We start from the raw sequence: 22,879 nt of genomic DNA, 5'->3' as shown, positions 1-22,879 counted from the left end.
TGTTGCTTTTGTGGGAGCTGGCTTGCCAGCGATGGCATCACCGCGGTACGAGGACATATCGCGTCGTCCGCATCGCTGGCAAGCCAGCTCCCACAGGTATTGCGTGTATCAGGAACCGATGTAGGCAGTTTTCACCACGGTGTAGAACTCTTGCGCATAGCGCCCTTGCTCACGTGAGCCATAGGATGAACCCTTACGGCCACCGAACGGAACGTGGTAATCGACACCGGCGGTCGGCAGGTTGACCATCACCATCCCGGCCTGCGAATGGCGCTTGAAGTGGTTGGCGTACTTCAGCGACGTGGTGGCTATGCCGGCAGACAGACCGAACTCGGTGTCGTTGGCCATCGCCAGCGCCGCCTCGTAATCGGCCACGCGAACGACGTTGGCCACCGGGCCGAAAATCTCTTCACGGCTGATGCGCATCGACGCTTCGCTGTCGGCAAACAGCGTTGGCGCGAGGAAGTAGCCTTCGGTGTCGCAGGTCACCAGACCACCGCCGCTGACCAGACGTGCACCTTCGGACTGGCCGATGTCGATGTACTTCATGTCCTGTTCAAGCTGCGCCTGGGAAACCACCGGACCGATATCGGTGCCGGATTTCAGCGCGTGGCCGACCTTGATCGACTGCATGCGCTCGGCCATGGCCTCGACGAATTTGTCGTGAATCCCGGCGGTGACGATCAGGCGGCTCGACGCCGTGCAACGCTGGCCGGTGGAATAGAACGCGCTCTGCACCGAGAGCTCGACCGCTTGTTTGAGGTCGGCGTCGTCGAGAATGATCTGCGGGTTCTTGCCGCCCATTTCCAGCTGCACCTTGGCCTGGCGCGACACGCAATTAACAGCGATCTGCCGACCCACGCCCACCGAACCGGTAAAGCTGATGCCATCGACTTTCGGGCTGTTGACCAGCGCTTCACCGACCACTCGACCGCTGCCCATCACCAGGTTGAACACGCCGGCCGGGAAGCCTGCACGGGAGATGATTTCCGCCAGCGCCCAGGCACAACCCGGCACCAGATCCGCAGGTTTCAGCACCACGCAGTTGCCGTAGGCCAATGCCGGAGCAATCTTCCATGCCGGGATCGCAATCGGGAAGTTCCACGGGGTGATCAGACCGACCACGCCGAGGGCTTCGCGGGTCACTTCAACGTTGACGCCCGGGCGCACCGACGGCACGTAATCGCCGGACAGACGCAGGCATTCACCGGCGAAAAACTTGAAAATATTGCCGGCGCGGGTCACTTCGCCGATGGCTTCGGGCAGGGTCTTGCCCTCTTCCCGGGCCAGCAGGGTGCCGAGTTCTTCGCGACGGGCGAGGATTTCCGTGCCGACTTTATCCAGCGCATCGTGACGGGCCTGAATGCCCGAAGTCGACCACGCCGGGAACGCGGCGCGGGCCGCATCGATAGCGGCGTTAACCTGAGTCAGGTCAGCCTTGGCGTAATCGCCGATGGTGTCGCTCAACTCGGACGGGTTGATGTTGGCCGAGTAGTCGGCACCGGCGACCCATTCACCGTTGATGTAGTTGTCGTAACGCTTGGAATCAGCCACAGAAAATTCTCCTCTCTACGCAAAAGCCGCTGATTGCTCAGCGGCCTTGTGGGTCGGTGTTTATTGCGCGCCTTGCTTGTCGATCAGCGCAGCGAGCATTTCGTACTCTTCGCCGGTCAGGTCGGTCAGCGGTGCGCGCACCGGGCCTGCGTCATAGCCGGCAATTTTTGCCCCGGCCTTGACGATGCTCACGGCGTAACCGGCTTTGCGGTTGCGGATGTCGAGGTACGGCAGGAAGAAGTCGTCGATGATCTTGCCGACGGTGGCGTGATCTTCGCGAGCAATCGCGTGGTAGAAATCCATCGCGGTTTTCGGGATGAAGTTGAACACCGCCGACGAGTAAACAGGCACGCCCAGCGCCTTGTAGGCGGCGGCGTAGACTTCAGCGGTCGGCAGGCCGCCGAGGTAGCTGAAGCGATCACCGAGGCGGCGACGGATCGACACCATCAACTCGATATCGCCCAGACCGTCCTTGTAGCCGATCAGGTTCGGGCAACGCTCGGCCAGACGTTCCAGCAGTGGCGCGGTCAGGCGGCAGACGTTGCGGTTGTAGACCACCACGCCGATGTTCACCGATTTGCACACCGCTTCAACGTGGGCGGCAACGCCGTCCTGGCTGGCTTCGGTCAGGTAATGCGGCAGCAGCAACAGACCTTTGGCGCCCAGACGCTCGGCTTCCTGGGCGTACTCGATGGCTTGACGGGTCGAGCCGCCGACACCGGCCAGAATCGGCACGCTGGTGGCGCAGGTATCGACCGCGGTCTTGATGATTTCCGAGTATTCGCTGGCTGCCAGGGAGAAGAACTCACCGGTGCCGCCGGCGGCGAACAGTGCCGACGCGCCGTACGGGGCCAGCCATTCCAGACGTTTGATGTAGCCAGCGCGGTTGAAATCGCCCTGGGCATTGAAATCGGTGACCGGGAACGACAGCAGACCGGCGGAGAGGATGGACTTCAGTTCTTGTGGATTCATTTTTCGAACACCCTGGGTAGCAACATTTTTTGTGAGTTTTATGGTTCAGCCAGCGCTGAAGTTGTAGGTCATCGTACAACTTAAAAGATAACCGTCAACTGCATTTCATCGTCGCCTCACACTTTTTGTCGGACAAGATTCGTTCTTGACGTAGGAAAAATCTGGGCTAGGCTCGATTTGACTGTATATACATACAGCTAAAAATAAATCCACCGACGACATATCAAGGAGCCAGAAATGTCCGGACTGCATGCAAAACCACAGGAAAGACCCACACCGCTCATCGCCCGATTCGAAGATCTTTTCACTGTAAACGGCATCCACTTCAGCACCGACAATCCGCATCTGCTGCTGCACATCGCCGACGCCCACGGCGATGTTGAACCTGCCACCGCCCTCCCCGGCAACGCCTTGAAAATTCGACCGCCACTGCGCTTTGAAGGCGCTGAACACACGGCCATCGGCGATAACACCTTGCTGCGCTTCAGCGAAAACGTCGAGCCGGTTCGCGCGCAAAACCTGCCCTTGCACTTGCCCAACGGTCTCGCGCTGACCTACGGCCAGGTAGTGGCGCTGGCCGGAGATTTCTACGGCGTGATCGATAGACCGATCAACGAAGGCGCGACTCCAGCCGATCGCCTGAACCGTTTCAATGCCGCCTTCGACTCCCTCGCCGTGCTACCGGCCTCCCGCGCCGAGGCCACGCAGATTCTCGCGGTCATGCAAAAAGAGATCGACGCGGTTAAGCAGGCGATCAAGGACGGCAAAGCACCGCACGAAGCCTACGACGCGCTCGGAGATACGTTGTCCGAAGAGTGGAACAAACTCACCGGCGGTGGCAGTTTTGTCTCCGCGCTGTTCCCGCTCGGGCGTTATCTGAAACTGGCGGCAAACAACGCCGACCACTTTGGCGAATGGGCCAGACTGGCCTACATCGCCGGCCATACCGCCGCTCTGCAAACCGCTGTCGCGGCCCGCGCCACTCACGATGAACAACGATTGGAACGGGCCTACGCGATGAACGCGTTTGCCGACCACTTCCTCACTGACCTGTTCTCTGCCGGCCACCTGCGGGTACCGCGCAAAGAGCTGGCGGCGGTGGTCACGCCGAGCGATCTCGGCTCGCTGGTGACCCGTTTCATGCACGACGAGGACAGCAAATTCGGCCTCAAAGTGCGCAACGCCCATGGCGATCAATGGCGCGCCTACGGCGACAAACGCTACTTCGAGGCCAGCGATGCGGACAACCGCACCCAGGTCAACCTGGCGGTGCAGGCCTCGGCGGATGAAGTCTTCGCCGCTTACCTCAGCGGCAACGTGCCCGCCCCTTCGACGTTTGCCGCGCTGCAACGGCTGCCGGATCTGACGGCGGTGCTGAATCTTTCGAATAACTTCGCGCCGCTGTTCCGCGTCGAGGGCGGCAAGGTGCTGCGGCGCAAAGACGTGAACAACCTCAACGACACCGCCACCATCGATGACTGGTGGGGCTGGAGCACCTACCTGCTGCTCAAGGACTACCACCCGACGGGCAACGTCAATCAAGGAGAATGAGCATGACGATCAGATTGAAACTGGAACTGGCGTCGGGACAGTCGCTGCAAGGTGCACCGCTGGAGTTGCTGGCAGATGGCAAGCCGATTGCGCGGGGTATTGTGGATCAATCAGGCGAGGTGGCGTTTGCTGCCAAGCCGGGGCAAGCGCAACTGGCAGTGAGGGTGGATCGCTCGATATTGCCGCGCTGAATTCGCGGGCCCCTTCGCGAGCAAGCCCGCTCCCACAATGGATCTCGGCTGAACTCAAAGTCCGGGCTTGCCGAAAATCCAGGGTGGGAGCGGGCTTGCTCGCGAAAGCGGTAGATCAATCAACACATGAATCAAACCTGCAAACTCATCCGCGCTGCGCTTGTGCCTCTTCATGAGCCTGGCGCAGTCTTTCGCGGCTGTTGGTCAAGTGCAGACGCATGGCCGCCCGCGCCGCATCGGAATCCTGGCGGGCAATTGCGTCATAAATCTCTTCGTGCTCACGGCTCAGACGATTCATGTAGTGCTGCTGATCGTCATGGGCCAGGCGCGCCGAATTCAGCCGCGTACGCGGAATGATGCTGGTGCCCAGGTGGGTCATGATGTCGGTGAAGTAGCGGTTGCCGGTGGACAGGGCGATTTCCAGGTGGAAGGCGAAGTCCGAGGCCACCGCATCGCTGGCGTGGGCGACGCTGTCGTTCAGCGCATCGAGGGCGGCGCGCATGGTCGCCAGTTGTTCGGAGCTGCGGCGTTGCGCGGCGAGGCCGGCGGACTCCACTTCCAGGCTGATGCGCAATTCGAGAATCGCCAGCACGTCACGCAGGGTGACGACCGTGGCCGGGTCGATGCGGAAACCGCTGGGGCTCGGCGTGTCGAGCACGAAGGTGCCGATGCCGTGGCGGGTTTCCACCTGGCCGGCGGCCTGCAAGCGGGAGATCGCCTCGCGCACCACGGTGCGGCTGACGCCGTGCTCCTGCATGATCGCCGACTCGGTGGGCAATTTGTCGCCGCGCTTGAGCAGACCGTCGCGGATCTGCTCGGTCAGCACCGTCACCAGCTCCTGAGCCAGGCTGCGGCGCTTGCGTGGGAGGCGTGGAGTGTCGATCGGGTTTTCCATGGTCAACGTCTGGTCTCGAAAATTCGGCTTGGTGGGCATCATAGCGCAGGCGGGTTGTACGATCACATCCCGCCTCACATTACCCCATGTGGGAGCGGGCTTGCTCGCGAAGGCGGTGTGTCAGGCAACCGATTTGTCGACTGAAGAGACGCCTTCGCGAGCAAGCCCACTCCCACAGGGGGTTGTGGTGATCAAGCGGTCACGGCCTGCTCCACCAGATGCCCGCTGTCGATCCGCACATGTCTAGGGTGGAAACGCTTCAGGCTGCTGCGGTGGCCGACGCTGACGATGCTCAGGCCCGGCAACTGATCGATCAGCGCCTGATACAACGTTGCCTCATCCTCTTCATCCATCGCCGACGTCGCTTCGTCCATGTACAGCCATTGCGGTGCATAAAGCATGGCGCGGGCGAAAGCCAGGCGTTGCTGCTCACCCGGCGACAGCATGCGCTGCCAGTGATTGGCTTCGTCCAGACGCGCAACCAGATGCGGCAGACGGCAAGTCTCCAGCACCTGCGCGTAACGTTCCGTCGCGTAGGTATCGCCCGGTTGTGGATAACTCAAGGCCTCGCGCAAGGTGCCGATCGGCAGGTACGGTTTCTGCGGCAGGAACAGGTAACGCGCCGCCGGCAGCCGGATGTTGCCGTGGCCCGCCGGCCACAGATGCCCCATCGCTCGCAGCAACGTCGACTTGCCGCTGCCGGATCGGCCGCTGAGCATCACCCGCTCGCCCGGCTCCACCGTCATGTCGGCATTGGTCAGCAGGTGACGACCATCAGCCAAGTCCAGACCGAGGTTGTGCACTTGCAATTCACTGCCCTGATTCTGCACGTCGATGGCCGGCGTACGCTGTTCGTTATCGGTCATGGCCTGACGGAAACTCAGCAGACGATCACAGGTCGCACGCCAGGACGCGAGGCTCTGATACGCACTGATAAACCAGCTGAAACTCTCCTGGACGTTGCCGAATGCAGAGCTGATCTGCATCAGCTCACCCAGTTCGATCTTGCCGGCGAGGTAACGCGGCGACGCAACGATAAACGGGAAAATGATCGCAGCCTGGCTGTAACCGGCAGTGAAAAATGTCAGGCGCTTGGACACTTTCATGATGTCCCAGAAGTTATGCCAGACCATGCCGAAACGGTTGCTCAAGCGACGGTTCTCATTCGGTTCGCCGTTGTACAACGCGATGCTTTCGGCATTTTCACGAATCCGCACCATGGAAAAACGCAGGTCGGCTTCGAAGCGTTGTTGTTGGTTGTTCAGGCCGATCAAGCGACGACCGATCAAATGCGTCAGCCAGCTGCCCACCACGGCGTAGACCAGCACGCACCAGAACATGTAGCCGGGAATGGTGATGCCATAGACTTCGATGCTGCCCGACACACCCCACAAAATGATCGAGAACGACACCAGGCTGACTATATTGCGCAGCAGGCCGATCCCCAGTTCAAGGGTGTTGGAGGTGAAGTTATTGAGGTCTTCGGAAATCCGCTGGTCCGGGTTATCGGTGTAACCGCCCTGCTCCAGCTGGTAGTAATTCTTGTCGGCGAGCCAACGGGAAAAATGCTTTTCGGTGAGCCAGGCCCGCCAGCGAATCGTCAGCATCTGGGTCAGATACAGCCGATACACCGCACCGACAATCGCCACCGCCGCAATGCCGCAGAAATACAGAATCAAGCGCCAGAACGCCGCTTCGTCCTTCTTTTGCAGGGCGTTGTAGAAGTCCTTGTACCAGGTGTTGAACCACACCGAGATGCCCACGCTCAGCAGCGAGAGCGCGATCACCGCAATCAGCAGCGTCCAGGCCTTGCCCTTCTCTTCACTGCGCCAGTAGGGCGTGATGATCGCCCACACCTTGCGAAAAAACTGCCCGCGCACAGCATCGTTGACCGCGGAATATTCAGCGTTCTGATTCATGGAAAAGGCTCGATAAAGAAAAGAACAGACACGCACCGATCATAGTTGATCGGTTCGTTTTATCGCCAGAGTGGGACTGGCTCATTCAGGGATTGTTCAGATTGATGGGGGTTTCAGTATCGCAGCGAGCGCACGTACCGTTCATCGGGACTGTCAGAGTTGACAGTAGAGGGGGGCTATTCAGGCTGATCAACTGGGCTGGCCTCCTGCAAGGAATTCGCTGTGAATCAGGAGAGCAGATTACCCCTCTGACAACGAAAGGAATTGGTCATGAACAAAGAAGAAAACCCGCTTAATGCTCCAACCAGCGATTCGATCAGGAATGGCAAACTGTCTATCAGCAAGCTCGGGGATTCGGGAACTACATTCACATTCGGGTCCAAAAACTCCGAGGTTCATATCGATGCTGCCTGGATCGGTTATGCCTCCGGAAAGAAATCCGAACAGAAAGGCGGTAAAAACAACGAGCTTATTCTCCCGGTATCAAAAGCTACCTTGGAAAGCTGGTTGGGGCTGGATCTCTACGCGCAATGCAAAGCGACACTGGGTGAAAAACAATACTCATCGCCAAAAACGTTCTTCACGGTTGTAGATTGAACCCAAGGCGCTACCCTAATGCAGGGTAGCGCCTGCTTCATTCAATCCAGCTCATTCGGCCAGAAAACCTCTCAACGACGAACCGGGCGCTTCTGCAGTTTGCGCTGCAGGGTGCGGCGGTGCATGCCCAGGGCGCGGGCAGTGGCGGAAATGTTGCCTTCGTGCTCGGTCAGCACACGCTGGATGTGCTCCCATTGCAGACGGTCAACCGACATCGGGTTTTCCGGCACCAGGCTGTCGAGGTCGGCGTGCTCGGAGAGCAGCGCGGCCAGTACGTCATCGGCGTCGGCCGGTTTGCACAGGTAGTTGCAGGCGCCGCGCTTGATCGCTTCGACCGCGGTGGCAATGCTCGAATAACCGGTGAGGATCACCACGCGCATTTCCGGATCCAGCTCCAGCAGCTTGGGCAGCAGCACCAGGCCGGAGTCGCCGTCCATTTTCAGGTCGAGCGCGGCGTAGTCCGGCAGGTCGGCCTGGGCGATGGTCAGGCCTTCTTCGGCGGAACCTGCGGTGCTGACGCGAAAGCCACGACGAGCCATGGCACGGGCCATGACGCGGGTGAACGTTGCGTCGTCGTCGACCAGCAGCAAATGCGGCAGTTCTTCGCCTTCGACTTGGATTTCGTCACTCATGTTGGTCTCCTCGGGCGCCGTGGGGCAGGCGCAGCTCGGTGAGCGTGCCGCCTTCCTCATGACTATAGAGTTTCACTGAGCCGCCGGCGCGTGTCACGCTGGCCTTGCTCAAAAACAGGCCCAGGCCGAAACCTTTGCCCTTGGTGGTAAAAAACGGTTTGCCGATCTGCTCGGCGATGGCCAGCGGCACACCGGCGCCGTGGTCACGAATGCTGATGGTCACGGTTTCCGCGTCCCAGTCCAGCGTCACCTGAAGATTTTCCGGGCAGGCGTCGGCGGCATTGTTCAGCAGGTTGAGCAGCGCCTGGGTCAGGTCCGGCGGCGGCGCCATGCGCGGCACCGTGCCCTGGCCGAGACGCTGGAAACGGTAACTGGCTTCCGGACGCATCAGGTGCCAGCGATTCAGCGCTTCGTCGAGCCATTGGGTCACGTCCTGCATTTCTACCGCCAGACGCCGGTTGGCTTCGGCGGCGCGCACCAGTTGCTGCAGGGTTTCTTTGCAGAGTTTGACCTGGTCCTGCAGCACCTTGAGGTCGTCCTGCAGCATCGCGTCGGGATGATCCTGCTGCATTTCCTTGAGCAACACACTCATGGTCGCCAGCGGCGTGCCGAGTTCATGCGCGGCGCCGGCCGCCTGAGTGGCGACGGCGAGCAATTGCTGATCGCGCAAGCCTTCTTCGCGGCGAATCGCACGCAATTCTTCCTGACGACGCAGCTCTTCAGCCATGCGCGCAGCGAAAAACGTGATGACCGCAGCCGCCAGCGCGAAGCTCAGCCACATGCCGTAGATCTGCAGGTTCTCGCGGGCCACCGGCAGAGTTTCCAACGGGTAGAAACGCGTGAGCATCACGGTGTACAGCGCCAGCGCGATACCCGACAGAATCACCGAATAACGCCACGGCAGCGTCACCGCCGCGATGGTCAGCGGCACCAGGTAGTAGGAAACGAACGGGTTGGTCGAACCGCCGGAGAAATACAGCAGCGCACTGTGGATCACCAGATCACAGGCCAGTTGCAGGGCATATTCGAGCTCGGTCACCGGCCATGAAGTGCGCAGGCGCACGGCGGTGAACACGCACAGCAGAATCGAGCAGCCGAGGGTCATCGCCAGTTGCACCCACGGCAACGGCAGCAGTTGCAGCCAGTAAGCCAGGCCGACGGAACCGGCCTGCGCGGCGAGCACCAGGGTGCGAATGAAGGTCAGCCGCCAGAGGTTCTGGCGAGTGGCGGAAGTCAGTTGTACGGGGGCGAGCATGAGCTCTCCTGATGAGCGCTCCAGGCGGATCGCACGGAGTATAACCAAGCCGCGCCTTTGAGAGGCGAAAGTGCGGCAAATGACCACATGGCGCTACCAGAAAAATCGGCTATCTCACACGAAATTCCGAGGCTTGAAGAGATCAACTGTGGTGAGGGGATTCATCCCCGATCGGCTGCGCAGCAGTCGTAAAACCTGCGCCCCCATTCTCCTGAAATAAATCTGGTTGCAGCATTTGGGCGGCTTCGCCACCCATCGGGGATAAATCCCCTCACCACAGAGTGCTTTCAACTTGCGGACATCTGTATAGAAGTTGTAACTGGGCGAACCGGAGCATAAAAGCTAGAGTCTGATGGTTTCACGCAGGCCCCCCGATCCAGCACCTGCGCCCTCATCAAGGAGCTTTCATGCACACATTTCGCCGCAGCGCCGCCCTTCTCGCCCTGACCGTCGGCAGCATCGCCAGCCTTCCGGCGCTGGCCGCCGATGAGCTGCACTACAACCAGATCTCCCTGCGCGCCGAAGTCAGCCAGGAAGTGGCCCGCGACCTGATGATCGTGACGCTCTACACCGAAGCGCAAAACACCGACCCGGCCAAACTCGCCGCCGACGTCAGCACCACCATGAACAAGGCACTGGCCCAGGCCAAGCAAGTCAAAGACATCACCCTGCGCCAGGGCAGCCGCAACAGCTACCCGATCTACGACACCAAAGGCCAGAAAATCACCGGCTGGCGTGAACGCGCCGAACTGCGCCTGGAAAGCGCCGACTTCGCCGCACTGTCCAAACTCACTGGCGAACTGCTGACCGACCTGAAAATGGGCGGCATGGACTTCGCCATCGCCGAGCCGACCCGCAAGGCCAGCGAAGACAAGTTGCTGAAAGAAGCCGTCAGCGCCTTCAAGGCCCGCGCGCAACTGGCCACCGATGCCTTGGGCGGCAAGGGCTACAAAATCGTCAACCTGAACCTCAACAGCAACGGTTATCCACAACCGTACATGCGCGCCCCGATGATGATGAAAGCCGCCGGCATGGCGGATTCGGCACCGGTCACGCCAGAAGTTGAAGCCGGCACCAGCCAGGTCAGCCTGACCGCCGATGGCTCGATTGAAGTGCTGATGCAGTGAATTGATGTGGGCTGAATGAGAAACCGACGATCAGTGAATGATCGCCGGTTTTTTTGTGCCTGGATTTTGTGTTGTTTGATCTGCCGCCTTCGCGAGCAAGCTCGCTCCCACATTTGAAATGCGCACTCCTGTGGGAGCGGGCTTGCTCGCGAAGAACGATAACGCGGTCTCAAGCCTGCGGATCAACCCGATCCAGCGCCCGATTCACCGCCAGCTCAGCGAGCATGATGATCTGCTGAATCGCCAGCGCCGTATTGCGCTGCGGACGACTGGGCTGATCGGCGAAATCACTGGCCATGGTGTTGGCCGAGGCCAGGGACTCACAGGCGTGGGCCAGCAGACTTTCGGTGTCGATGCCCGGATGGACGAGGAACATCGAACTCGGGGGGCGCGGTTTTGTAGCTTCGGGGCTGAGGTAGAAATCGAGGGCGCGTTTGATCGCTTCGCGGTTTTTTGCGAGGTCTTCGGCGTTGAGGGCTTCGGTGAGTGGGGTTGTTTCTGGGGGTGGATCGGGGACAGGCTTGGACATTGATAGCGTTCCTAATCAAAAGCCATTCACTCGCCGTTTCTCACGCGGCGGAGTGGTGGCAGCAATGTGCGGGGTGAGAAACCGGTAGGAACAAGCCCGGCCGGACCGAAGCCCGCCCGCACACAGCCGCCATAGAACATTGCAGCAGCAGAAATGCCGGCGGCAATTATGGTGGTACTGATTGTGGATTAACAGTTCCTGCGGGTTCTCACGCCCGATCGCTGAGTTTTCAGCGACAGCTCAAGGCTAGAGAGCTGACGTCCGAGGGACAACCTGAAAACCTTGTGGGAAGGTTCTGGTTATTTGACACAGATTTAAACAGCCAAAAGCCAACCCTCACCCTAGCCCTCTCCCGGAGGGAGAGGGGACTGACCGAGGTATTTGGGGGAGCTACGCCGACATGAAATACCGAGCCGAACTCCAATTTTGAAAAGCCCAAAAATCGGCCCCCTCTCCCTCGGGAGAGGGCTGGGCGGGCGGCGTTCCGATGAGGGGCAAATCCACCACAAAACCAAAGCCGCCCCCCCGCTTTCACCACTCAACAGGATGAGCGTTAGCTCGGCTGCGGCTTTTGATCTGTAAGGCGACGTCGGAAGGCTGAGTGGAGGGATTGATCCGGGGGCGGGAGCGCAGCGACCGTTTGGCGCAGCCAAACACAGCGAGAGGAGGTGCAGCGAAGCAAACCGTAGGCGCTGCCCCCGGATCGATCCCGCAGCGAAGGCACCCCGAGCCCCAGCGAGCGGGCCGAACGCAGGAGCAAGCCTTTTTGGTTACTTTTTCGGCGTCTGGAAAAAGTGACCCGCCGTAAGGGCGGAACCCCAAGCCGCCGTTACCGCAGCAACGGATATGCACCCAAAAGCCCCAGATATACCGAGATAGACATCTCAACAGGAAAAACGATATTTCCGAAGTCCCCCAAATCCCCGCTACCCTGAAAACACAACCACCTCCAATCGACCCGGGGACTCCATGCCAAGATCCACCCTCAAACCGCTCCTGATCTCCCTGGCCCTGGCCGCAACCACCCCGATCGCCAATGCCGCCACCACCCTGGTCTACTGCTCCGAAGCCAGCCCGGCAGGCTTCGACCCCAGCCAATACACCAGCGGCACCGACTTCGACGCCTCCGCCGAAACCGTCTTCAACCGCCTCACCCAATTCCAGCGCGGCGGCACCGACATCGAACCCGGCCTGGCGACAAAATGGGACGTCTCCAGCGACGGCCTGCAATACACCTTCCACCTACGGCAAGGCGTGAAATTCCACACAACGGAATATTTCACCCCGACCCGCGACTTCAACGCCGACGACGTACTGTTCACCTTCCAGCGCCTGCTCGACCCCGACAACGCCTTTCGCAAGGCCTACCCCGCCGAGTCCCCGTACTTCACCGACATGGGCCTGAACACCACGATCAAATCGGTAGAAAAAATCGACGATCAGACCGTGCGCTTCAACCTGAACAACGTCGACGCCGCGTTCGTGCAAAACCTCGCCATGAGCTTCGCCTCGGTGCAATCAGCCGAATACGCCGCGCAACTGTTGAAGAAAGACAAAGCCGCCGACCTCAACCAGAAACCCGTCGGCACCGGCCCGTTCGTATTCAAGCGCTACCAGAAAGATTCGCAGATCCGCTACGCCGCCAACCCGGCCTACTGGAAACCCGAAGACGTGAAGATCGACAACCTGATCTTCTCGATCACCCCCGACGCCGCCGTACGCCTGCAGAAACTCAAGGCCGGCGAATGCCAGGTCAGCGGCTACCCGCGCCCGGCCGACATCGAAGTCATGGAGAAAGACCCGAACCTGCGCGTGCTCAAGCAGCCCGGTTTCAACCTCGGCTTCCTCGCCTACAACACCACTCACCCGCCATTGGACCAGCTAAAGGTCCGTCAGGCACTGGACATGGCCATCGACAAACCGGCGATCATCAAAGCCGTTTACCAGAGTGCCGGCCAACTGGCGCAGAACGCCTTGCCGCCGGCGCAATGGTCGTATGACCCGAACATCAAGGACGCGCCGTACGACCCGGTGAAGGCCAAGGCGCTACTCAAGGAAGCCGGGGTTGCGCCGGGTACCACCATCAACCTGTGGGCGATGACGGTGCAGCGCGCCTCAAACCCGAATGCACGCATGTCGGCGCAGATGATCCAGCAGGATTGGGAGAAAATCGGCATCAAGGCCAACATCGTCAGTTACGAATGGGGCGAGTACATCAAGCGTGCGAAAAATGGCGAACACGACGCGATGATCTATGGTTGGACAGGTGACAACGGCGACCCGGACAACTGGCTCGGCGTGCTCTACAGCTGCGCGGCAGTCAAGGGCAGCAACTACGCCAAGTGGTGCGACCCGGCCTACGACAAACTGGTGCAGCAGGCCAAGGTGACTACCGACAAGGCGCAACGGGTAAAACTGTATCAACAGGCGCAACTGATCCTTAAACAGCAGGTGCCGATCACCCCAATCGCCAACTCCACGGTGTTCCAGCCGCTGCGCAAGGAAGTGACCGACTTCAAGATCAGTCCGTTTGGCCTTACGCCCTTCTACGGCGTGGGTATAAATAAGTAACACCGAGCCCCAATGCGGCGCGCACAACGTGACCGGCGCACCGTTTTGGGGCTTCGTTTGCACCGTAAAATCCACCCGCAAACGGTCAAATGCGTCAAAAGTTATACAGATGCGACATTAAGGTACGTACGTGCCACCGTTTAACGCTCGCTCACACTCTGGATCTTGCATTGGGTATGGCCCCTGCATAAGTATCCGCAGGCACGACTCACGAGGTCGTACCTCAATATTAAAAAATGACAACAAATCATGAGGCCAACATGCTTAAACACGCGGTCATTCCGTTTTTAGTCGGCGCAGGCTTGTTAGCCTCCGCACCTTTCGCATCCGCTGCGACTAACCTGGTGTTCTGCTCCGAAGGGAGCCCGGCCGGTTTTGATCCAGGCCAGTACACCACCGGAACCGACTTCGACGCCTCAGCCGAAACCATGTTCAACCGCCTGAGCCAGTTCGAGCGTGGCGGCACCGCCGTTATCCCGGGCCTGGCCACCAGTTGGGACATTTCCCCGGACGGCCTGACTTACACCTTCCACCTGCGTGAAGGCGTCAAGTTCCACACCACCCCGTATTTCAAGCCGACTCGTGAGTTCAACGCCGACGACGTGCTGTTCACCTTTAATCGCATGATTAACAAGGATGACCCGTTCCGTAAGGCGTACCCGACCGAATTCCCGTACTTCACCGACATGGGGATGGACACCAACATCACCAAGATCGATAAAGTCGACGACCACACCGTTAAATTCACGCTGAAAGAAGTCGACGCCGCGTTCATCCAGAACATGGCCATGAGCTTCGCCTCGATCCAGTCCGCCGAGTACGCTGCCCAGCTGCTCAAGGAAGGCAAGGCTGCCGACATCAACCAGAAGCCGATCGGCACTGGCCCGTTCGTGTTCAAGAGCTACCAGAAAGACTCGAACATCCGTTACACCGGCAACAAGGATTACTGGAAGCCTGAGGACGTGAAGATCGACAACCTGATCTTCGCCATCACCACCGACCCGTCGGTACGTATCCAGAAACTGAAAAAGAACGAGTGCCAGGTCACCCTGTTCCCGCGTCCGGCGGATCTCGCGGCGCTGAAGGCCGACAAAACCCTGAAGATGCCTGACCAGGCCGGTTTCAACCTGGGCTACATCGCCTACAACGTGATGGACAAGGTCAAGGGCAGCAACGAGGCTAACCCGCTGGCTGACCTGCGTGTACGTCAGGCGCTGGACATGGCGGTGAACAAGCCGCAGATCATCGATTCGGTTTACCAGGGCGCCGGCCAGTTGGCCGTCAACGCCATGCCACCGACCCAGTGGTCCTACGACACCACCATCAAGGACGCCAAGTACGATCCTGAAAAAGCCAAGCAACTGCTCAAGGAAGCTGGCGTCAAGGAAGGTACCGAGATCGTTCTGTGGGCGATGCCGGTGCAGCGTCCGTACAACCCGAACGCCAAGCTGATGGCTGAAATGCTCCAGTCCGACTGGAAGAAGATCGGCCTGAACGTGAAGATCACCAGCTACGAGTGGGGCGAGTACATCAAGCGTTCCAAAGGTGGCGAGAACCAGGCCATGATCATTGGCTGGAGCGGTGACAATGGTGACCCGGACAACTGGCTGAACGTGCTGTTCGGCTGCGACTCGCTCAGCGGCAACAACTTCTCCAAGTGGTGCGACAAGAAGTTCGACGGCCTCGTCAAGGAAGCCAAGCGCACGACCGACCAGGCCAAGCGCACCGAACTGTACAAACAGGCGCAACACGTCCTCAAAGATGCAGTCCCAATGACACCTATCGCTCACTCGACGGTGTATCAACCCATGCGCGCCAACGTGCAGGACTTCAAGATCAGCCCATTCGGCTTGAACTCCTTCTACGGCGTCAGCGTCAGCAATTAAAAACAGACAGCGGCGACGTTTCAGGCGGCGCCGCTGTTTTTTTCTGCCGACTAGCCAGGAATTTGCCTACAGCCATTTCCACCCTGCTCTAACAGGGAGGTACATGACGTGTTGCCTTTTCCTACGAGTCTTTAGGACTCAGCGCATTTACTGCCAGACCCACGGCACCTACCGTCGGGTTCTGACCAGTTTCTGCGTGGGCCACCGGCTTGCTGTACGTACTGGATTGAGCTCAATGCCACCTCAGCGTCCCTGGACGGGACCGCGGTGCATTGAACAACACTACAAAAAAGAGGGAGCGTCATGCGCCATACCTTGGTTTTTTCCGCACTGCTGGGCGCCGGCCTGTTGGCCGCCACGTCCGCCAGTTACGCCGCCAGCAACAGCCTGGTGTTCTGCTCCGAAGGCAGCCCGGCGGGTTTTGATACCGCGCAATACACGACGGCCACCGATAACGATGCCGCCGAGCCGCTGTACAACCGCCTGGTCGAGTTTGAAAAAGGCGCGACCAACGTCGTACCGGGACTGGCAACCAAGTGGGATATTTCCGAGGATGGTCTCAAGTACACCTTTCACCTGCGTGAAGGTGTGAAATTTCATACAACGCCGTACTTCAAACCGACGCGCGATTTCAACGCCGACGACGTGCTGTTCACGTTTAACCGCATGCTCGATCCGCAACAGCCATTCCGTAAGGCTTATCCGACCGAATTCCCGTATTTCAACGGGATGAGCCTGAACAAGAACATCGCCAAGGTCGAAAAGACCGGGCCGCTGACCGTGGAGTTCACGCTCAACAGCGTCGACGCCGCGTTCATCCAGAACATCGCCATGAGCTTCGCTGCCATCCTGTCCGCCGAATACGCCGACAAGCTGCTGGCCGAAGGCAAGCCGAGCGACATCAACCAGAAGCCGGTCGGCACCGGGCCGTTCGTGTTCAAGAGCTATCAGAAAGACTCGAATATCCGTTACACCGGTAACGAGCACTACTGGGACCCGAGCCGGGTCAAGCTGAAGAACCTGATCTTCGCGATCAACACCGACGCTTCGGTACGCGTGCAGAAGCTCAAGGCCGGCGAATGCCAGATCACCCTGCATCCACGCCCTGCCGATGTCGAAGCACTGAAGGTCGACCCGAAACTGCAGCTGATTTCCAAGCCGGGCTTCAACCTCGGCTACATCGCCTACAACGTGCGCCACAAGCCCTTCGACCAGCTCGAAGTACGTCAGGCGCTGGACATGGCGGTGAATAAACAGGGGATTCTCAACGCTGTTTATCAAGGCGCCGGGCAACTGGCGGTCAACGCCATGCCACCGACCCAGTGGTCCTACGACGACAGCATCAAGGACGCCGCCTACAACCCGGAAAAAGCCCGCGAGCTGCTCAAGGCTGCCGGCGTCAAGGAAGGCACCGAGATCACCCTGTGGGCGATGCCGGTACAGCGTCCGTACAACCCGAATGCCAAATTGATGGCCGAAATGCTCCAGGCTGACTGGGCCAAGATCGGTCTGAAAGTGAAGATCGTCAGCTACGAATGGGGCGAGTACATCAAGCGCACCAAGAATGGCGAGCACGATATCAGCCTGATCGGCTGGACCGGCGACAACGGGGACCCGGACAACTGGCTGGGCACCCTGTACAGCTGCGACGCCATTGGCGGCAACAACTATTCCATGTGGTGCGATCCGGCGTACGACAAGCTGATCAAAGAGGCCAAGGTCGTCACCGATCGCGACCAGCGCACCACGCTCTACAAACAGGCGCAGCAGTTGCTCAAGCAGCAAGTGCCGATCACGCCTGTCGCCCACTCGACGGTCAACCAGCCGTTAAGCGCCCGGGTTGAAGGCTTCAAGGTCAGCCCCTTCGGTCGCAATGTGTTTTCAGGCGTCAGTATCGATTAACCCAACCGATTAGCCGCAACGCTGAGGGGACTGTCTATCCCCTCACGCAAGCGCTTTGCCGAAATTCGCCGATCCGGCATTTTGCAAACGTTTGCGATGTGTGAAATGAGTTCTAAACCAATAACCGGCCCACCCAAAAAAGCCGGCATAAAAAGAAAGTAAAGGAGCTTCACCCATGAAACTGAGCAGCACCGCGATACTGGCCCTGGCCATCAGCAGCATCACCGCTACGGCGTACGCAGAACCTGCAAGTCAGGAATTCGTACCGACCACCCTGGCCGGCAGCAGCGCCCAAAGCGAGGCCAAAGGCTTTATCGATGGACAAAGTCTGGGCGGCACCACGCGTAACTGGTATGCCAACGAACTGCGTCGTCGCGACGACACTTTCAGCTACGTGAAAAACAGCGACAAGAATACTTCGCCAGTGGTCCGGACCAAGACCCCGCGCCGTATCAACTGGGTGCAGGGCACAATCGTCAACTACACCTCGGGCTTTACCCAAGGTACCGTTGGCGTCAGCACCGAGGTGGCGGCCTACAACGCCATCGCTCTCGACCGCGACCGCAAGGACATTGCTGGCGGCTCCAACCGCACCCTGGCGCACTCCGACGGCGACGCTGTCGACCAGTGGAGCAAACTGGGTCTGGCCAACGTCAAGTTCCGTGTTTCCAACACTACGCTGACCGCGGGTCGTCAGAATTTCAGCACCCCGATCGTCGACGTCATCGGCAACCGTCCGCTGCCTTCGAGCTTCGAAGGTATCAGCCTGCACAGCGAAGAATTCAACAACCTGTCGTTCGACCTGGCCGGTTTCGACCGCGTCTCGCCTCGTACCGAGCAGAGCCTGTCGAAATTCCGCAGTGAGTACAACGCCAACGGCGCGGAAACTGACAAGGTCTACACCGGCGGCGTGAACTACCAGCCGCTCAAGAGTCTGAAAACCAGCCTGTACGTAGCCAATGTCGAAGACTTCTGGAACCAGTACTACTTCGGCGCCACCCACGAACTGGGTGATAGCCAGGTACTGAGCCTGACCACCGGCCTGAACTACTACAAAACCGTCGACGAAGGCAAAAAGTTGATGGGCAACATCGACAACGACACCTACTCGCTGTCGTTCGGCCTGACCCACCAGGCCCACAGCCTGACCTTCTCGTACCAGCAAGTGAACGGTGACGAGTACTTCGACTACCTGCACGAAACCAACGGCATCTACCTGGCCAACTCGCTGCTGTCGGACTTCAACGGCCCGAACGAGAAATCCTTCCAGATCGCCTATGGCATCAACATGGCCGAATACGGCGTGCCAGGCCTGAAGTTCAACATCTATCAGGCTCGCGGCTGGGGCATCGACGGGACTCACTACACCGGTACTGCCTACACCGTCCCAGGTGACAAGCGCGGCGACCTGAGCCTGATGGACGGCGAAAGCCACTACGAATACGGCATCGGCGCCTCTTACGCTGTGCAGAGCGGCCCTCTGAAGGCCACCGCGATTCGCGCGACTTACACCACTCACCGCGCGAGCGAGCACCAGGCTGACGGCAACATCAACGAGTTCCGTCTCGTGACCACCATCCCGTTCAACATCCTGTAAAAACCGCCAACCGACGGCTGACTCATGACGAGTCGGCCGTTCGGTTTTTGTCTTCAACCGATTGCAGAGGGTTATCGATGAAAATGCTTCCCCTACGTGCGGCCGTCGCTGCCGCGTTGTTGAGCGCCGCCATCGGCGTCTCGGCCAAACCCTTGGTGGTCTGCACCGAAGCCAGTCCGGAAGGCTTCGATATGGTCCAGTACACAACTGCAGTCACTGCCGATGCGGTGGCCGAAACGATCTTCAACCGTCTGGCGGACTTCAAGCCCGGCACCACCGAAGTGATTCCGGCACTGGCCGAATCCTGGGACATCAGTGAAGACGGCCTGACGTACACGTTCCACCTGCGCAAAGGCGTCAAGTTTCACACCACCGAATACTTCAAGCCGACCCGCGACATGAACGCCGACGACGTGGTCTGGAGCTTCCAGCGTCAGCTGGACCCGAATCACCCGTGGCACAAACTGTCGAGCGTGGGCTTCCCGTACTTTGAAAGCATGGGCTTCAAGGAACTGCTCAAAAGCGTAGAGAAAGTCGACGACAACACGGTCAAGTTCACCCTGACCCGCCGCGAAGCGCCGTTCCTGGCCGACATCGCCATGGCGTTCTCCTCGATCTACCCGGCCGAATACGCCGACCAGTTGCTCAAGTCTGGCAAAACTGCCGACCTGAACAGCAAGCCGATCGGCACCGGTCCGTTTATCTTCCAGCGTTATGCCAAGGATGCGCAGGTGCGCTTCAAGGCCAACCCGGACTACTTCCGTGGCAAGGCCCCGGCTGACGCGCTGATCCTGGCGATTGCCACCGACAACAACGTGCGCCTGCAGAAGCTCAAGGCCAACGAGTGCCAGATCGCGCTGTATCCGAAACCGGATGACATCCCGAGCATCAAGAAAGACAGCAACCTGAAAGTCGACGAGATGGACGCGATGACCGTCTCGTACATCGCCATGAACACCCAGCACAAATACATGAGCGACGTGCGCGTGCGTAAGGCCATCGACATCGCGTTCGACAAGGAAGCCTACGTCAACGCGCTGTTCGGCAAAGGCAACGCCAGCGTGGCGGTCAACCCGTACCCGCCGACGCTGCTGGGCTACAACCACGACCTGAAGAACCCGCCACGCGATCTGGACAAGGCACGCGCCCTGCTCAAGGAAGCCGGGGTTCCGGAAGGCACCGTGTTTACCCTGTTTACCCGTAACGGCGGTGGCCCGACCAACCCGAACCCGATGCTGGGCGCGCAGATGATGCAGGCTGACCTGGCCAAGGTCGGAATCAAGATCGACATCCGCGTCATGGAATGGGGCGAAATGCTCAAACGCGCCAAGGCCGGCGAGCACGACATGGTGTCGGCCGGATGGGCGGGCGACAACGGCGACCCGGATAACTTCCTGACGCCTATGCTCAGTTGCGAAGCAGCCAAGAACGGCGAAAACTACGCGCGCTGGTGCAACGAGAAATTCCAGACCCTGCTCGACGAAGCACGGGCTAAAGTAGATCCGGCCGAACGCGCCAAACTCTACGAACAGGCCCAGGTGCTGTTTAATCAGGACCAACCGTGGATCAGCATGGCCCACACCCGGATGTTTACCGCAATGCGCAACAACGTAGAGGGTTATCACATCAGCCCTCTCACAACCAATAACTTCGCCACTACCCAGGTGAAGTAGATAAGAAACTCCCGGCCTCCCTGACCCCAGGGTCGCCGGGCACGCCTAACCGGCTGATGAGGTACCACACAAGATGTTTAGTTTTATTGCCCGCCGACTGGGGTTGTTGATCCCCACGTTTTTCGGCATCACCTTGCTGACTTTCGCGTTGATTCGCATGATTCCGGGCGACCCCGTGGAAGTGATGATGGGCGAACGTCGGGTCGACCCCGAAATGCACGCTCAGGCAATGGAACGCCTAGGTCTGAACAAACCGCTGTATGCCCAGTACCTGGACTACATCGGCAAACTGGCCCACGGCGATCTCGGCGAATCCCTGCGTACGCGTGAGAGCGTATGGACCGAGTTCACCTCCCTCTTCCCGGCGACCCTGGAACTGTCCATGGCCGCCCTGCTGTTTGCCGGCATCCTCGGTCTTCTGGCCGGGGTGATTGCGGCTCTAAAGCGAGGATCCCTGTTCGACCACGGGGTGATGGGCATCTCCCTGGCGGGGTATTCGATGCCGATCTTCTGGTGGGGCCTGATCCTGATCATGTTCTTCTCGGTGAGCCTGGGCTGGACCCCGGTTTCCGGGCGGATTGACCTGCTCTACGACATCGAGCCGCGCACCGGTTTCATGCTGATCGACACGCTGCTGGCCGATGACATGGGCGCATTCCTCGACGCCCTGCATCACCTGATCCTGCCGGCCATCGTGCTCGGCACCATTCCGCTGGCGGTGATCGCGCGGATGACCCGTTCGTCGATGCTCGAAGTGCTGCGTGAAGACTACATCCGTACCGCCAAGGCCAAAGGCCTGTCGCCCTCGCGCGTGGTGTTCGTGCACGGCCTGCGCAACGCGCTGATTCCGGTGCTGACCGTGGTCGGCCTGCAAGTCGGCACCCTGCTGGCCGGTGCAGTCCTGACCGAAACCATTTTCTCCTGGCCCGGCATCGGTAAATGGCTGATCGAAGCCATCGGCGCCCGGGACTACCCGGTTGTGCAAAACGGCATCCTGTTAATCGCCTGCCTGGTGATTCTGGTCAACTTCGTAGTGGACATCCTCTACGGCTTTGCCAACCCACGCATCCGTCATCAGCGCTGAGGTCCATACCATGAGCACTCCAACATCCTCAGTAGCCACTTCCGCCCCAAACGCGGATCAAAGCCTGCTGTACCCGTCACCGTACAAAGAATTCTGGCAAGCCTTCTCCAAGAACAAGGGCGCGGTTGCCGGTCTGCTGTTCATGCTGCTGGTGATTTTCTGCGCGATCTTCGCGCCGTGGGTCGCCCCGCATAACCCGAGCGAGCAATACCGGGACTTCCTGCTGACGCCACCGGCATGGCTCGAAGGCGGGCAGATGCAGTTCCTGCTCGGCACCGATGAACTGGGCCGCGACCTGCTGTCACGGCTGATTCAGGGTTCGCGCCTGTCGCTGCTGATCGGTCTGTCGTCGGTGGTGATGTCGCTGATCCCGGGGATCCTGCTGGGTCTGTTCGCCGGTTTCTTCCCGAAAATGATCGGCCCGACCATCATGCGTCTGATGGACATCATGCTGGCCCTGCCGTCCCTGCTGCTGGCTGTGGCGATCGTCGCCATCCTCGGCCCTGGCCTGATCAACACCGTGATCGCCATTGCTGTGGTATCGCTGCCGTCCTACGTGCGTCTGACCCGTGCTGCGGTGATGGGCGAACTGAACCGCGACTACGTGACCGCCGCGCGCCTGGCCGGTGCCGGTCTGCCACGTCTGATGTTCATCACCGTGCTGCCGAACTGCATGGCGCCGCTGATCGTGCAGGCCACCCTGAGCTTCTCCTCGGCGATTCTCGATGCCGCCGCCCTGGGTTTCCTCGGCCTTGGCGTACAACCGCCAACCCCTGAATGGGGCACCATGCTGGCCTCGGCCCGCGATTACATCGAACGCGCCTGGTGGGTCGTGAGTCTGCCTGGTTTGACCATTTTGCTCAGCGTGCTGGCAATCAACTTGATGGGCGACGGCCTGCGCGATGCGCTGGACCCGAAACTCAAGAACGCCGCCTGAGGAGATT

18 protein-coding genes are annotated in these 22,879 nt (G+C 59.7%); 11 read left to right on the top strand and 7 right to left on the bottom strand.

The annotated features are described in order from the left end of the window. Positions 1-108: 108 nt before the first annotated feature. Together M0808_RS20775 and kdgD are read right to left on the bottom strand one after the other, a co-directional pair. Positions 109-1,554, bottom strand: coding sequence for an aldehyde dehydrogenase family protein (locus tag M0808_RS20775; RefSeq protein ID WP_027610827.1), 1,446 nt, complete (start codon positions 1,552-1,554; stop codon positions 109-111). Positions 1,555-1,614: 60 nt separating this feature from the next. Further along, positions 1,615-2,526 (bottom strand): 5-dehydro-4-deoxyglucarate dehydratase, encoded by a 912-nt coding sequence (gene kdgD, locus M0808_RS20770; RefSeq protein ID WP_007981458.1) that lies wholly within the window; start codon positions 2,524-2,526, stop codon positions 1,615-1,617. A gap of 237 nt (positions 2,527-2,763) precedes the next feature. On the opposite strand from kdgD, the gene M0808_RS20765 reads away from it, so the two are divergent. After that, entirely contained in the window at positions 2,764-4,077 is a 1,314-nt protein-coding gene (locus M0808_RS20765) for a phospholipase (RefSeq protein ID WP_247842309.1), read from the top strand. 2 nt (positions 4,078-4,079) lie between these two features. Beyond that, positions 4,080-4,268, top strand: coding sequence for a hypothetical protein (locus tag M0808_RS20760; protein ID WP_134785435.1), 189 nt, complete (start codon positions 4,080-4,082; stop codon positions 4,266-4,268). 145 nt (positions 4,269-4,413) lie between these two features. Here the strand turns inward: M0808_RS20760 and M0808_RS20755 are convergent, their stop codons facing one another. Further along, positions 4,414-5,163 (bottom strand): FadR/GntR family transcriptional regulator, encoded by a 750-nt coding sequence (locus M0808_RS20755; protein WP_177416188.1) that lies wholly within the window; start codon positions 5,161-5,163, stop codon positions 4,414-4,416. Positions 5,164-5,354: 191 nt separating this feature from the next. Beyond that, entirely contained in the window at positions 5,355-7,082 is a 1,728-nt protein-coding gene (locus M0808_RS20750) for an ABC transporter ATP-binding protein/permease (protein WP_247842308.1), read from the bottom strand. Between the two features lie 270 nt (positions 7,083-7,352). On the opposite strand from M0808_RS20750, the gene M0808_RS20745 reads away from it, so the two are divergent. After that, positions 7,353-7,679: a hypothetical protein gene (locus M0808_RS20745; protein WP_134785433.1), complete on the top strand. Its 327-nt coding sequence runs from the start codon at positions 7,353-7,355 to the stop codon at positions 7,677-7,679. 71 nt (positions 7,680-7,750) lie between these two features. On the opposite strand, the gene M0808_RS20740 is transcribed toward M0808_RS20745, so the two are convergent. Continuing rightward, positions 7,751-8,311: a response regulator transcription factor gene (locus M0808_RS20740; protein ID WP_003221630.1), complete on the bottom strand. Its 561-nt coding sequence runs from the start codon at positions 8,309-8,311 to the stop codon at positions 7,751-7,753. Continuing rightward, the gene (locus M0808_RS20735) at positions 8,304-9,566 is read right to left on the bottom strand and encodes an ATP-binding protein (RefSeq protein WP_247842307.1); all 1,263 of its coding nucleotides are present in this window, start codon (positions 9,564-9,566) and stop codon (positions 8,304-8,306) included. The genes M0808_RS20740 and M0808_RS20735 overlap by 8 nt, the downstream gene beginning before the upstream one ends. Before the next feature lie 407 nt (positions 9,567-9,973). On the opposite strand from M0808_RS20735, the gene M0808_RS20730 reads away from it, so the two are divergent. Further along, a complete protein-coding gene (locus tag M0808_RS20730) occupies positions 9,974-10,693 on the top strand; it encodes an SIMPL domain-containing protein (RefSeq protein WP_027610819.1) in 720 nt (239 codons plus the stop codon). A gap of 169 nt (positions 10,694-10,862) precedes the next feature. Here M0808_RS20730 and M0808_RS20725 read toward each other — a convergent pair whose 3' ends face one another. Beyond that, on the bottom strand, positions 10,863-11,222 hold the full coding sequence (locus M0808_RS20725; RefSeq protein WP_247842306.1) for a DUF6124 family protein: 360 nt from the start codon (positions 11,220-11,222) through the stop codon (positions 10,863-10,865). A 969-nt stretch (positions 11,223-12,191) separates the two neighbouring features. On the opposite strand from M0808_RS20725, the gene M0808_RS20720 reads away from it, so the two are divergent. From M0808_RS20720 to M0808_RS20690, 7 genes are all read left to right on the top strand, one after another. Further along, the gene (locus M0808_RS20720; protein ID WP_247842305.1) at positions 12,192-13,793 is read left to right on the top strand and encodes an ABC transporter substrate-binding protein; all 1,602 of its coding nucleotides are present in this window, start codon (positions 12,192-12,194) and stop codon (positions 13,791-13,793) included. A 260-nt stretch (positions 13,794-14,053) separates the two neighbouring features. Next, positions 14,054-15,679: an ABC transporter substrate-binding protein gene (locus M0808_RS20715; RefSeq protein WP_027610816.1), complete on the top strand. Its 1,626-nt coding sequence runs from the start codon at positions 14,054-14,056 to the stop codon at positions 15,677-15,679. 303 nt (positions 15,680-15,982) lie between these two features. After that, on the top strand, positions 15,983-17,581 hold the full coding sequence (locus tag M0808_RS20710; protein WP_027610815.1) for an ABC transporter substrate-binding protein: 1,599 nt from the start codon (positions 15,983-15,985) through the stop codon (positions 17,579-17,581). A 175-nt stretch (positions 17,582-17,756) separates the two neighbouring features. Next, a complete protein-coding gene (locus M0808_RS20705; RefSeq protein ID WP_247842304.1) occupies positions 17,757-19,178 on the top strand; it encodes an OprD family porin in 1,422 nt (473 codons plus the stop codon). Between the two features lie 77 nt (positions 19,179-19,255). Next, a complete protein-coding gene (locus M0808_RS20700; RefSeq protein ID WP_098967183.1) occupies positions 19,256-20,851 on the top strand; it encodes an ABC transporter substrate-binding protein in 1,596 nt (531 codons plus the stop codon). 73 nt (positions 20,852-20,924) lie between these two features. Continuing rightward, a complete protein-coding gene (locus tag M0808_RS20695; protein ID WP_007953665.1) occupies positions 20,925-21,935 on the top strand; it encodes an ABC transporter permease subunit in 1,011 nt (336 codons plus the stop codon). A 10-nt stretch (positions 21,936-21,945) separates the two neighbouring features. Beyond that, entirely contained in the window at positions 21,946-22,872 is a 927-nt protein-coding gene (locus M0808_RS20690; RefSeq protein WP_007966702.1) for an ABC transporter permease subunit, read from the top strand. The last annotated feature ends 7 nt before the right edge of the window (positions 22,873-22,879 follow it).

Origin of the sequence: Pseudomonas sp. MWU12-3103b (assembly GCF_023100615.1) — a bacterium.
In the GTDB taxonomy this organism is placed as follows: domain Bacteria; phylum Pseudomonadota; class Gammaproteobacteria; order Pseudomonadales; family Pseudomonadaceae; genus Aquipseudomonas; species Aquipseudomonas putida_A.
The sequence above is the reverse complement of the archived record's forward strand: the minus strand, read 5'-3'. Positions and strand labels throughout refer to the sequence as shown.